Source organism: Colwellia polaris (assembly GCF_002104515.1).
GTDB classification, from domain to species: Bacteria; Pseudomonadota; Gammaproteobacteria; order Enterobacterales; family Alteromonadaceae; genus Cognaticolwellia; species Cognaticolwellia polaris.
In genome coordinates this window covers 112004-125202 of the sequence record NZ_NBOE01000004.1, presented here as the reverse complement: position 1 = coordinate 125202, position 13199 = coordinate 112004, and the positions used below count along the sequence as shown (strand labels likewise).

The 13199-nt window shown below is 35.7% G+C and carries 11 protein-coding genes; 8 read left to right on the top strand and 3 right to left on the bottom strand.

Translation table 11 applies throughout. From position 1 onward, the window contains the following. Nucleotides 1-105: 105 nt before the first annotated feature. Nucleotides 106-891: a cytochrome b/b6 domain-containing protein gene (locus B6A32_RS08915; protein ID WP_085303065.1), complete on the top strand. Its 786-nt coding sequence runs from the start codon at nucleotides 106-108 to the stop codon at nucleotides 889-891. An 18-nt stretch (nucleotides 892-909) separates the two neighbouring features. Here the strand turns inward: B6A32_RS08915 and B6A32_RS08910 are convergent, their stop codons facing one another. Next, complete coding sequence (locus B6A32_RS08910) at nucleotides 910-4113, bottom strand: ligand-binding sensor domain-containing protein (RefSeq protein ID WP_085303063.1); 3204 nt, start codon at nucleotides 4111-4113, stop codon at nucleotides 910-912. 229 nt (nucleotides 4114-4342) lie between these two features. Here B6A32_RS08910 and B6A32_RS08905 point away from each other — a divergent pair, with 229 nt between their 5' ends. From B6A32_RS08905 to B6A32_RS08875, 6 genes are all read left to right on the top strand, one after another. Beyond that, a complete protein-coding gene (locus B6A32_RS08905; protein WP_085303061.1) occupies nucleotides 4343-4561 on the top strand; it encodes a DUF6500 family protein in 219 nt (72 codons plus the stop codon). 76 nt (nucleotides 4562-4637) lie between these two features. Further along, entirely contained in the window at nucleotides 4638-6362 is a 1725-nt protein-coding gene (locus B6A32_RS08900) for a COG3904 family protein (protein WP_085303058.1), read from the top strand. Between the two features lie 213 nt (nucleotides 6363-6575). Next, complete coding sequence (locus B6A32_RS19335) at nucleotides 6576-7238, top strand: PEP-CTERM sorting domain-containing protein (RefSeq protein WP_085303386.1); 663 nt, start codon at nucleotides 6576-6578, stop codon at nucleotides 7236-7238. Between the two features lie 541 nt (nucleotides 7239-7779). Beyond that, nucleotides 7780-8754: an ankyrin repeat domain-containing protein gene (locus B6A32_RS08885; RefSeq protein ID WP_085303054.1), complete on the top strand. Its 975-nt coding sequence runs from the start codon at nucleotides 7780-7782 to the stop codon at nucleotides 8752-8754. A 30-nt stretch (nucleotides 8755-8784) separates the two neighbouring features. Then, a complete protein-coding gene (locus tag B6A32_RS08880) occupies nucleotides 8785-9660 on the top strand; it encodes a flagellar hook assembly protein FlgD (RefSeq protein ID WP_085303052.1) in 876 nt (291 codons plus the stop codon). A 119-nt stretch (nucleotides 9661-9779) separates the two neighbouring features. After that, nucleotides 9780-10292, top strand: a complete 513-nt coding sequence (locus B6A32_RS08875) for a TIGR00645 family protein (protein ID WP_085303050.1) — start codon at nucleotides 9780-9782, stop codon at nucleotides 10290-10292. Between the two features lie 548 nt (nucleotides 10293-10840). On the opposite strand, the gene B6A32_RS08870 is transcribed toward B6A32_RS08875, so the two are convergent. Both B6A32_RS08870 and B6A32_RS08865 read right to left on the bottom strand, forming a co-directional pair. Continuing rightward, nucleotides 10841-11317: a pilin gene (locus B6A32_RS08870; protein ID WP_085303048.1), complete on the bottom strand. Its 477-nt coding sequence runs from the start codon at nucleotides 11315-11317 to the stop codon at nucleotides 10841-10843. Next, the gene (locus tag B6A32_RS08865) at nucleotides 11317-12153 is read right to left on the bottom strand and encodes a hypothetical protein (RefSeq protein WP_085303045.1); all 837 of its coding nucleotides are present in this window, start codon (nucleotides 12151-12153) and stop codon (nucleotides 11317-11319) included. The genes B6A32_RS08870 and B6A32_RS08865 overlap by 1 nt, the downstream gene beginning before the upstream one ends. 599 nt (nucleotides 12154-12752) lie before the next feature. Between B6A32_RS08865 and msrB the strand changes: the two genes are divergently transcribed. Then, entirely contained in the window at nucleotides 12753-13196 is a 444-nt protein-coding gene (gene msrB / locus B6A32_RS08860; RefSeq protein WP_085303043.1) for a peptide-methionine (R)-S-oxide reductase MsrB, read from the top strand. Nucleotides 13197-13199: the final 3 nt, after the last annotated feature.

Here is a 13199-nt window from a genome sequence, read left to right as displayed (position 1 = left end):
AGTTAACACAAATATTAGTCACTTTGCCGCCCTGCTAAATTACAATTTAACGTTTAGCAGCGCTATAATATAACCACAATATGTCTATTGAATACTGGAGTTAAAATGAGTGTAGCAAGAGAGCAAGTGTTCGTTTGGAGTAGAAATATTAGACTTTTTCACTGGATTAATGTCGTTGCTATTAGTTTACTCATTGCGTTAGGTACCATGATTTTTTTTAGCAAAAATTTTGGTATCACTGGCGATGGAAAAGTGTTGTTAAAAACAGTGCATGTAATTGTAGGTTACGTTTTTGGATGTAATTTAATCTTTCGTTTAGTTATTGGGTTCATTGGAAAAAGCTACGAGCGCTGGCATAAAACCCTGCCCTTCAATCGCGGCTTCAAAACTGAACTTGCTACGTTCAAGCACGGTAAAAATCTCACTTACAAAGGACATAACCCAGCCGGTAAATTAATGGTATTCGCACTACTTTCAGTGATGACAATACAAATGATTTCAGGTCTTGTTATTGCCGGTACAGATATTTACTACCCACCTTTTGGGCATTATTTCGCTGAAAGCATTGCCATTGATAAAGATAATTTAGCCGCAATAAAGCCTTACTCGAAAGAGAATGTAGATGCCGAATCTTTTCAAGCCATGCGAGATGTAAGAAAACCTTTTATTACTGCGCATGTATATGCTTTTTACTGTTTTTTATTGCTTATTCCTTTGCATATTTTAGGGGTTATTATTGCTGAAAGACGAGAAAAAAGCGCACTAGTTTCTGCCATGTTCAGTGGCTATAAATATCTCCCTATAGTGAAAACTAAGTCTAAGTCGCAGAATGAAGCAAAAATAGCAACAGAGAATGCAAGCAAAATTGAAAGCAAAAATAACGCTGATTAACTTATTATTGCCGAACAATTAACCATTAGATTTATGTATTTTCTCCCACGTATCATTAACTTGTGATTGCGATAAATTACTTTCTAAATCAATAATACTCAACGGCAAATTTAATACATCAATTGCAGTGCTTTTTGCCGATAATGGCTGTTTTAATGTTGTACCTACCCAAGTGTCTCTGCCGGCATTTTTTGCGGTATAAAGTGCTTTATCGGCAATATCAATGCAGTCTAACCAAGAAACTTCTTCTGGATTATGGCCACAAAAAGGAAATGGTACAAAACCTACTGAGCACGATAATGAAATTTCAATATTTTGGTTAATAATAAAAGGTTTTTGTTTAATTTGCTGACAAATACGCGCGGCTAGCTTTGTCGCTAAGTCTCGTGATGTTTCTCTTACCACAAACAAAAACTCCTCTCCGCCCCAACGAATTAAGTAATCACTTTCACGCGCTATTTTTTTCAAGCGCTGGGTAAATTCAATCAGTACAGCATCGCCAGCTTGATGCCCATATTGATCATTAACTTTTTTAAAGTAATCAATATCAATTAAGAAAAAGATTAAATCAGCTCCTTCAAGCGCGAGTTTCTCAGCCGGTAAGTTATGATATTTTCGATGCGTTAAAGCTATTTCCGCAGGCATATTACGATCTAAAAATCGGCGATTATTAATGCCTGTTAGTGGATCTGTTACGCTGACTTGCTCAAGCGCCTGTGTTTTTATTTCTAATGCTTTAGTAGTTTGTTCAAGTACTAAAGTACGTCGCTTCACTTGCTCTTCAAGAAATACTTTTCGTTTATGTAAACTTGATGTCCGTAGACGAATAAACAAGCCTATTAAAACTAATATAACTACACCCAGTAAGATCTTAGCGATCAGGGTTTGATACCAAAATGCTAACACCTCAAAATGCAATATTTTTGACTGTTCGTTCCAATGGCCCAAATGATTAGTGTTTTGTATTTCAAGTTGGTAATTACCAGGAGGTAACGTGGTATAGGCAGCTATTTTGTGCTCTGCATCTGTCATTATCCACTGTGAACTTAATCCAAGTAAACGATAGCGATAATTTATTAATTGGCTATTAATGAAATCAAGCGAGGTGAATTCAATGGTAATTTTGTTGTTTTCGGCTGGTACTATTAAAGGTGATGCATTATCTTGTGTTAAAAGTGCGCCGCTGTAGGTTTGCCCCCCAACAACACTATGTATAATCACTAAAGGTGCAAAACTATTGTCTGGCTGCCAAAGGCTTGGTTCGATAATGGTTATTCCACCACTACCGCCAAAAACTATCTCAGATGCTGAAGTTTCAATGGCCGCTTGACCGTAATAAGGCGCAAACAGTTTGCCATCATGAGCAGATAAAGGCGTTACCGCAAAGTTATCAATATCAATTACGTCTATGCCTGCAACACTGCTAACCCATACTCGGCCATATTTATCCGATTGCATTGCACGAACAACATTACTTGAAAGGCCTTGTTTTATATCTATTTGTATAAAGTTCACGGGGTGATCTTTGTCTTGTGATACAAAAATACCATCACCTTCGGTGCCAATCCATAATCGGTCATGTTGATCATAAAAAAATGACGAAATAAAATGATCAAACCTTATGTTTGATTGCTCTGCTTGTGGCAGTTGGTAAATAACTTTACCTGTTTCATCAAGCCAATTAATACCTCGCCAAGTGCCAACTAATATTTCGTTATTACGCCCTTCACCAATAACAGAAATACGCTGATCGGTTAATTTATTTGTCGAGGTATTAATTTTTTTTGATTGTGTTAGTTGATTTTTATCTACCCTAAAGCGCCACAGGCCATCTGTTCCGCCAGCCCATAAATAACTATCGTTAAAATATAAGGCGCCGGTATAAATGCTATTATTTCGCTCTCCAGTATCTAACTTTTGTAACTTTGACTGCCAATATTGGTAAATCCCCCAATTACTGCCAATAAAATTGTTATTTGAAGTTTTTACCGACAAAACTTCAACCGCACCACCAGGTAAAGCATTATTAGGATTTTCAGCATCAACACCAATATTTGTTAGAAGCCCCGTTTGAGCATTAATAACATCAACACCCTTTTCTCTAAGACCAAGCCAAATGTTACCTGTGTTATCTTCTACGACTGAATTTACATTCATATCTGATAAACCATTAACATGGCCTACATCACCGTATATTGTTTTAAGCGCGCGTTTTTTCGGGTTATACGAACTTAAGCCTTTATTAGTAGCAAGCCATATTAAGCCATTTCTCGCGGGGTATATTTGCCAAATTTCATCATTCGCTAAGCTGGTATCAATTAATCTATTATGGCGCATTCTTTGGCTACTATTTTTTGCTAAATCTAGTTCAACAACCCCGCCCCCAAAACTGCCTAACCAAATAACGCCAGGAGATATCTCGGCAAGTGCATATAACCACTCTTTAGTAGCAAACGCCTGAGTTACCACTAATGTTGAATCTATTTTTAAAAGTCCATTCTGGGGAGTAGCAACAAAAATGCTTTCATCACTTGTTTGTAAAAGTGCTGAAATACGTAAACTGTTTGGTAAAAAGGCGGTTAAATCGAACGACGAGAATGTAGCTTCATCTACTTGTTTATAATAAAGCCCTTGGCTAGTGCCAATCCAAACGGTATGGTTTTTAGCGTTTAATATACTGAAAATTCTTAAGTTTGGATTTGCTAAATATAGCTTTTCAAAATACAACTCACTGGTTTGGTCCATCGTATTAAATTTAAACACGCCTATTTCGGACGCTATCCAAATAAACGAGGTATTATCTTTTGTTTCTATGGAGATTTTACCTACAGCCGGAAGCTGGTTTGCGAATAGTTTGATCGATTTAAAATTTCTAGTGTAAGGGTCAAAACGCATTAAACCTATACTGGTCGACATCCACATTATGCCGTTAGGGTCAGCCACCATCCCGCTAATACTGAAGTTTTCATCGTTAACTGTAGTAGGTACATTTTCGAAGTTTGTACCGTCAAAGCGAACTAAGCCATGCGTAGTTACCAACCACACAAAGCCGAGTTTATCTTCGCAAATAGTATTAATAGCGCCATGAGGCTGGCCTTGGGCTACAGAATAGTTTTTAAATATTTTATCGTGCCAATGCCATCTTTCAACATCAGCGGCTTTCGTGAAGAAAGCTAGAAAAAGCAATATGAGGAATGTAATACACTTGAAAAGTTTATACATAAATTTACTTCAAATTATTTATTATTGATTTGAATATTTTTATTTTAAAACCATGTTAACGACTATTTGAGATAAGTACTAGCGATAATGGTTACACTTTCTTAGCTAGCCTGCACCATTACGCTGCACAAGAACGATATAGAATTCCAATAAGTTAATAATGTCTAAAACTTCAAGTTTATGTGATATTAATTATTACAATATAAGTCTTTTGTAAGTAAAGTGAAAAATGAGAAAAGCATTAAGAGAAAAAATAATGACTGTCTGCGATAAAAAAATAGCCAGTAAAGGCAATGAAGTAGGGCTTTCATTTTATGCCTTTTTCGCCAATAAAAATGATACGCCTGAATTACTAATGGAAGCCGCAACCTGGTGGATACAAACACATCAATTAGATCACTTTGTTAAAGCGCATATTATTAAGAAGATGATTGAAGATGGCGTGTAATTAACATTGCAGCTATTTTCTCAAACGACCAAAACGCATTAATCACTAACAAAAATTATTATAAAAGGAATTATACGTGAATACAGTGCCAAATTATCAAGAATACACGCTCGAAGAACTGCAAGAAAGCTATAAGCAACTCGACCAAAGTGCCTACCCTGAAATAGCTGAAAAGATTAAAAAAGAAATCGCCTCTCGATTAGTTGATATTGAAAGTAATGAAGCAACTAATAACACAGGTGAAAACTACGTTACCCCTAAAGGCAATTGGTTTGCCTTGCATTGGCGCGGCTTATTATCACTAGAAAATAGCTATTGGATAAATGTATTTGCCATTGGCCTGATCCTTTTATATATAACCCCACCACTGTTTCAACTTTTAGCGGATAGTAATGCCTCTTCTGAATTAAGAGGCTTGGCGATTATCGTTTTCTACATAATTATAACAGGCATCTCTATTTGGCAACTCGTTGGGCTATATCGTTCGGCTGATAAACACCCTGCAAGAGGCGGCACTCAGGGCTGGGCAATGATAGCTAAAATAATGGTGTTTATTGGCGTAACTCGCTACTGCTTCGACATGTATCAAACTGGCATCCCTTTTATGCTAGCAAGCAGTAAACTTGCCGTTGGCCAATCAGAACTTCCCCCCGTAACCATTCGATTGATGAATAATGGCACAGAAATAGAACTGCAAGGCGGATTCGAGTTTGGTACTGCAGCGCAATTATCACAGGTATTATCTGATAATCCGCAGGTACAAATTATTCATTTAAACAGTATTGGTGGCCGTTTAGTTGAAGCAAATAAGCTCGCAACTATCGTCAAAAATAAAAATTTGGTCACTTTTACTAAAATTCAGTGCTTATCAGCCTGCCCTATTGTTTTTCTAGCCGGAAAAGAAAAACTACTCGGTGAAGGGGCTAAATTAGGTTTTCATAGCGCCTCGTTTGGTGGCGTATCTGGTAGCGAACTAAAAGAATTAAACAACGAGTTACTTACGCAACTTGAACAAGCCAATGTTGCCCCTTGGTTTGTTCAAAAAGTATCTAAGGTAAGTGCCGATGACATGTGGGCTCCAACTGAAGAAGAATTAATTAAAGCTCGCGTAATAGATAAAATTGTCGACTCGCAAGACTATGCGATGAGTGGCGTTACCGACTGGCAAAACCCAACAACAATTGATCAAGAGTTACAAAAACACGAAATCTATAAAAGCATGAATGTATTCGATAAAGAAGGTTATGCCGCAGTACGCGAAAAAATGGTCGCGTTTATTCAAGATGGCACGCCTTTAAATACCATTCAAACCACTATTAATAATTACCTTTATGTTGAAAGAATAAATCACTATATGCAGTTAGGTGGCGATAATGCAGTAATAGAATATATGGATTCACAAATTGCTCAAATGGAGTTTTTACAAGAAAAATATCCCGCCAAATGTGCCTTCTATACTTACCCTGAGGTATTCGATATTAGCATTGCTGATGATATTACTCGTATAGTACCGGCAACAATTAATGAAAAAGAAACCCTGGCTTTAAACTCACTTATTCAATCTCTATCAGTCGATAATTATATAGTTGATCCAACAGAACAAAACGAACTAATTACCCAAGTAATCAATAAAATGATCGCTTTTGATGCCTCTTATGGTGATGTACTAGGCACGCCAACAGATTATAAAAACGAGCCAGAAAAGCTATGCGCTGTTGGCATTATGCTAAACAAAGAAATTAACTTATTACCAAAAGAGAAAGCTGGCGCTTTGTTGAGAAGTTTTTTCTTAACGCAATGATCCGCTATGAAAAGGTTTAGTATTTAAGAGCTTATGTATGTCAGGATATTTTACATAACGCTTTTAACTGATCTTACCTCAAAGTATAACCGAATGAAAAAAAAGAATATTTTTCATTTGGCTTATTTTATGCTTGCTTAACAATTGTTTAAATACACAATAATTACAATTATCTACTAACATTCACGGATTAAAACTAAAAGAGGGATTAACATGAGATTTAAATTATTTAAAATAGTTATTACTGGTTTATTTATAACCATGTGTAACGCGGCAAATGCAGGCTTGTTACTCGTTGAACAATATGACGACTATTGGTCAGCAGACGTAAATCTATTAATAAATTACGCCAATACTAACAATGCTAGCTCGTCTGCACTTTCGGAAGTTATTGACTTTACGGATGATCCTGCAGGATTCGCTGGAGCAATTCCTGGCAGCAGCCCATGGCCTTCGGCAAACGGCGCAAATCTAGGTAATTCTCATCCACTTAATAACACCTTTTTCGCTCGCATTACTGGCGAGTTTTTCACAAATACCGCAGACACTTATTTCTTTCAAACTTTTAATGATGATGGTGTATTTGTATTTATAGATGGTGAACTTGTTATTAATGATCCGAACGAACATCCAGAAACTCGTTTCGAAGGTTCTAAATTACTCGGTGTTGGCAGTCATTCTGTTGAGTTGTACTTTTTTGAGAATGGTGGCGAAGCATCATTAGAGTTTTCAGTTGCAGACTCATCTAGAGTTTTTACCCATTTCAACGACCCATTAGGTGCTACTACTTTGGTGGCTGCTGTACCAGAACCTTCTACACTTGCAATTTTTGCATTAGGTCTTATGGGTTTAGCATCTCGCCGATTTAAAAAATAGTCTAAAATAAATTTAGCTTCTCGGTATTAGAAAACATCAATTGTAGTGATTGATGTTTTTTTATGTTTATTTTTTGATAAATTTAGCATCTACATGCTTAAAAGTGTTTTTTTTAAAAGCCACAGCTGGCGAAATATTTAAATACCGATGAAATGCAGTTAGGTTTTATTTTAAATGAGTGTCTTTTAAACTTACCTAATTTAGTTTCGTATATGTCTATAGCTGGGAAGTAGATATATCGTTAGAAGGCGATAAAGCAATTAATCCAATAAAAGCATTTTCGTTTAGAGCCGTTGGTATTGAATAATATTCAATCCATTTACTAGCCTCAGGGTTCAACTCATCATCACTATACAAGTGATAAGTGCCAGCAATAATGGTAGTTGCTATTAAAAACCCTATTTTAAATTTCTTTATAAAGTCCATTTTAATTAGTGAAAATGTAATAGTAAGTGATAATGACTATATGTTAAATTTCTTAGCAAGCATATATAAAGTAACCTACAATAAGTTGTTTATACTATAAAATTTAAATAGATTTATGAAAATTTCATTCTTACTTTTACTTATATTTAGCTTCTCTAGTTATGCTGTTGATAACGATGAAATCAACATAAATATCGCCAACCTTCCCGAAGGAAAACATGTCGTTTTTGAATGGCAAGGAATGCCAACAATGGTATTAAAGCCGACAAAAGAACAATTACAGCTCATCAAAAAGAATAATACTCAGATAACACCACAAGATATAGATAGTGCATTCCAAAGCTACGCCAAAACGAGTGGGAATGAAAAAGCCACTATGCTTTACCACTCAACCAAAGATGCATATCAAAAGCATGAGCTGATTAATCAATACCCAGTCATCGTTCTACTGGCTGTAAGTCCTATTCGTGGTTGTGCTATAAGGGCAGATTATGATGACAATGTGCTAGTAGATCCTTGCAGCGGGATCTCATTCTCTTTAGATGGTAGACCATTGGAAAATGTAAGTGAGTTTTCTTCACCATTGTTCATTCCAAACTACTCACTTGTAGGTGACTACTTAACCATACAATCGGCAAATGTTGATAAAGTTATAGACTTTTCACCTGATATTTTAGCGTCAGATAAGTCTGATAAAATAAAGCTGTTTGATGCTATCTCTTGGGATAAGTTGAATATTGTAAAAACATTGATTGAACGAGACAAAAACTTACTCGCAGCTAAGACCAGTGTAGATTGTAATATCGTTCATTTAGCTTCTACTAAATCCAAAGAGCTATTGTCATATTTAATTGATAAAAAAGTATCAACCACGCATATTTGTAGCACTAGATATACACCTATCATGTTTTCTATGTTGATGAAAAAACATGACAATGCCGCTTTTTTGTTAAAGCACGGAGCAAAATTAGAGGCATATTGCGAAGGAAATGAGTGTGCAAAATCACTACTTGATTATTTAGAGTATGAAAATGGATATTCCATAGAGTATGCTAAAAAATTAATCCAAGAAATTGTTACTCAACGTTAGTATGTGAATTAAATTATAAGCGAGATAGTTGTGTTCAAAAAATTTATAAATGGCGTGGTTTTTGGTGCAGGCTTTGCGCTCTCTTTTATTGTTATATTAGTTGTTTATTTTCAGTTTTTCTTTATTGATTCGATTAACGCTCGAACTCCATACACAGAGGGCGAAGAAATATCTACCGAGGTCAGTAGTGTTTCTAAACCAAGGTTAGGTTTCTTAGGCTCCTCTGCTGTATTTTCAGGTGATTTTCCTAGCGATAAAAATAAAACCCTCTCGCCGGGGGTAGGAAAAATTATTGGTACTATCTATGCTGAAGGTGAGCCAGTTAAAGGTATTGAGCTTAGATTAGGCTTGAATGGAGAGGTGATGAGTCAGTGGGCAACGACCGATAATACTGGGAGATATGAAGTTAATGTACCTGCTGGTGAATATCAAATAAATGGGTATGAAATTGATTTTCAAACGGCAAACAAATATTTATCTGGTTTAATTGATGCACCAAGAAATATTCATTCAAGTGATATTTTCAAAGTAAGTAACGGTAAAGATGGCGTTGGTTTGAGTTTGTCATTTGTTAAACCCGTTATAAAGCTAAACCCGAAAAGTGAGGTAAGCATTGATCAAGAGGTGGTAATTGGTTGGGAAGCTTACCCTGGTGCAGCACACTATTTAATTCAAGTTTATCGAAAAGAAGGTCCTACTGATTACACCACTAGTGACACCTTTTTTGAATGGTCAAATAGAGCAAAAACAACATCCACGTCACTAAAATTAAATGGTTTAAGTGAAAAATTAGCATCGGGCTTTTATTATACATTTGAAGTACATGCGATAGATGAAAACGGGAAACATATCTCCAGCTCTCGCAGACAATATAGTTCTTTTGATTTTTATATAAAGTCTTTATAAGCCTTATTTTGAATCAGTATCATTTTAAAGTTTTTATACGCTGAGACTTTGTTTACCCTTGTTAATTAAAGAAGTATTATTCAAAATTACACTTAATTTTATTTATTTGATGAAACTTTATGAATTGGTTTGAAAAAAATTTAGAAGCACTTATTTTTTCTAGTCGTTGGCTACTAGCACCTTTTTTTCTCGGTCTGATCGTCGCGATAATTACATTACTTGTGAAGTTCATGAAAGAGCTTTCATCACTTGTTATGATGATTTGGAGCTCAAATGAACATGATGCAATTATTTCTATTCTCACGCTAGTAGACACCTCACTAGTAGCTTGTTTACTACTAATTATTATCTTCAGCGGTTATGAAAATTTTGTCTCGAAAATTTCGGTTAGCGATCACGAAGATCGGCCAGCTTGGATGGGACGAGTTGGATTTGCGGATCTCAAGCTAAAATTAATTGGTGCCATTGTAGCCATCTCTGCAGTTGAGCTCCTAAAAGCTTTCTTAGTAAGCAACTTATATACTGGTGAGCAACTTGCTTGGAAGGTAGGAATTCACTTCACATTTGTACTCTCTGGCTTATTCTTCGCGCTAACTGACTGGATATCGGCAGCTCGGAAAAAAGACCACTAATTATTGAGGTTACGACTCAAGTCTACACGCTGCATTTTCTATTTAGCTCGACTGTAATCGTTTTTGTAAAAGGGATGTAGCCAAATAACATTGAACAGAGTGCTCAAAAATTCTGTTGAGTCATTTAACTGATTTGGCAATGCTGTAATTCCTTTGCCGTGAGCATATTGGCAAAAATAGCACTTATGCGATATTGGATAATTGATATAAGCCATTAAAGTCATTAAAGTCATGTCGAACGTTGGACTACTTTTATTATGGAGTTATCCAATAATCAAGGTGCATGAACTTGTAAACTTGAACTTTTTGCGTATTGAAACGCTAGCAATCGGTCATTCTTTAGGTCAACCGTTATCGAATAACCGACATTAGCTTTTATTATATCATTAATACATTAAAAACAGTTTTAACCAAAATAACTCGTTGTTAGAGAGGCTGGAATAAGCTTATTGTGAGCGTTGAGATTATTCTTGGTTGCCTGATAATTAATAAAGTGTACCTGACCCTACTTAATATGACCCTACTTAATATTGACATTAGTCACTAACCTAGATGCATTCACCCACAAGCATCTGTAAATCAAGGCTTGTTTTGTTTTCACCAATGGCTGTCATCCCTTTCACTGGCTTAGCATATCCACATAACCAAGAAATAGGACTCATTGGGCTGCCTTCAACCACCGCAGGCCTAAACGTTAGAATTTTTCCCTGCAAAGGCTTTGGCACCTTGTTTCCGAGTTCAATATGAAAAGCACCATTAACTACAGTTACACCTGTAATTTTGTTGGAAATCAGCTTATCGGGAGAAGGTAGTCCGGCTTGTTTATTATTGGCTGGAAAACTTAAATGCTCACCGTAATATTCTGTAATAGGCTGTCTTAAATTGCCCGCAAATGTATACGCTTCAGTAACATGCGCTTTTATTGTATAGGTTTGATATTGCGGTAATGCAACTGCTGCTAAAATTCCAATAATGGAAACCACAATCATCAATTCAATTAAAGTAAATCCCTTCACATTCTTCATTATACAATTTCTCCAAGTTTAAATAATGGTTCATAAATTTGCATGATGTTGAAAGCAATACCTAGAATTACTAGTGTATAAATAACGCCAAACATCCGTTTAAAGTGCTGCCATATAGCTAACTCTAATCTTTCTGAGTGATAACCAAATAGTGAGGTAAGCTCTACAGATTCATCTAGCCCTGCCTCCACAATGGCAATCATCTTTTTACGAAAAGATTCATCGCCTCTATTTATATCTAACGGCGTAGTAATAATTTTATTTAGCATCAAGATTTCAGCCATAACATTTTTTGAGGTGAAAAACTTCATAGCTCTACTCGGTTTGTTAATGATCAGAACATCGATATTTTTTATGTATTTACGATATGAAAAAGTAAACATAAATGTCAGAAAAGCCACCGCTAGACCCAATAGCCACATTGACGAAACGAAATCGAAAGAGCTATTACCTAGCGCAGGATATTGCTGAATAATGTCTGAAAAAACAGGATATACGTATAGTTTATAAATCGTAATAAACATGATGAATACTGCAGTTATTACCTCTAGATAAGACAGTTTATTGCTAATAACTTTAAGTGTTTTTGATGAAGTGAGGCTTTCTGCTAAGTTGATCGATGAAAAGACGTTAAGCGCCCTTTTAATCTCAGTGATACTGGAAAGTTGGAATATTTTGTCGAAAAGCTCTTTTTGTATACCTGTTAAATCCTTTTCTGAATACATCAAATGTAAATCAGCCCCTTCAAAAGCTTTATTAGCTTGCTGTAATGTTAATTCCTCATTAGTTTTTTGAATAAAATATCTACATTTAAAATGAAATAGCCCCCAGCTCATACAACCTTTCCCTTTGATTTATATCCTACTATTAGACTCTATATTGATTACTACTCAATGGCAATTAACAGTTTCAATCAACATAAAGTAGCTTACTAAAGCTGGCTTCGAATTTATTTTCAACTCATGATTCTAATTATCATGCTTGAAACTAGTCTCGAATTAAGAAGCGAAATAAAACTTAATCCATATGCTAAATTTTCTCATGGCGTGACGCATTTCTCATGATTTATGACGCACGACATAACCAAACCAACAAATTTAAAAATATCAAAATATTTTTAGAGTAAAGGCTTTACTTTTATAGAGTGGTTACTCTATAATTACTTTGTTCTCTTTTGAGACCTGTTGTATTAATTTTTAAATTCTAGCTTCCCCAAGCTTCTATACCGATGTTACCTTTTGACATCGGTTTTTTTATGTCTAAAATTTGATGATTCTCTTGCTATCAAAGTACTCTGCTTAAACTAAATACATGAATGTTTGCACACTATTTACTGTTTCATCGGTCTATTGTTTCAAGTTGCTTATCAAGATAATATTTCTGAAGCTACTGAGCCATAAACCATTTATCGTTACCGAGTTACTTAGGATCTCTTATGCCAAAATATACGAAATCAAATAATGCTATTGCTGCGCTTACCTCTGAGCAATATCGGGTTACGCAAGAAAGCGGAACTGAACGTCCTTGGACTGGTGAACTATTAGAAAATACTGCACCCGGTATTTATGTTGATATTGTTTCAGGCGAACCTTTATTTGCATCAGCTGATAAGTTTGACGCTGGCTGTGGCTGGCCAAGCTTTAGTAAACCTATTGAAAGCACTCATATAAATGAACTTACTGATGCCACACATGGCATGGTGCGTACAGAAGTTCGCTCTACACATGGCGATAGTCATTTGGGGCACGTTTTTACCGATGGCCCTGCTGAAAAAGGGGGGTTGCGGTATTGTATAAACTCAGCTTCTTTAAAATTTATTCATCGCGATAATATGGTCGCTGAAGGTTACGAAGCTTACTTAGAACAGGTAGAGGGATAAAAT

Coding starts and splice junctions, on each gene's coding strand:
- B6A32_RS08870 (WP_085303048.1), bottom strand. CDS start 11,317: ATGAAGAATGTGAAGGGATTTACTTTAATTGAATTGATGATTGTGGTT.
- B6A32_RS08915 (WP_085303065.1), top strand. CDS start 106: ATGAGTGTAGCAAGAGAGCAAGTGTTCGTTTGGAGTAGAAATATTAGA.
- B6A32_RS19335 (WP_085303386.1), top strand. CDS start 6,576: ATGAGATTTAAATTATTTAAAATAGTTATTACTGGTTTATTTATAACC.
- B6A32_RS08875 (WP_085303050.1), top strand. CDS start 9,780: ATGAATTGGTTTGAAAAAAATTTAGAAGCACTTATTTTTTCTAGTCGT.
- B6A32_RS08865 (WP_085303045.1), bottom strand. CDS start 12,153: ATGAGCTGGGGGCTATTTCATTTTAAATGTAGATATTTTATTCAAAAA.
- B6A32_RS08885 (WP_085303054.1), top strand. CDS start 7,780: ATGAAAATTTCATTCTTACTTTTACTTATATTTAGCTTCTCTAGTTAT.
- B6A32_RS08910 (WP_085303063.1), bottom strand. CDS start 4,113: ATGTATAAACTTTTCAAGTGTATTACATTCCTCATATTGCTTTTTCTA.
- msrB (WP_085303043.1), top strand. CDS start 12,753: ATGCCAAAATATACGAAATCAAATAATGCTATTGCTGCGCTTACCTCT.
- B6A32_RS08905 (WP_085303061.1), top strand. CDS start 4,343: ATGAGAAAAGCATTAAGAGAAAAAATAATGACTGTCTGCGATAAAAAA.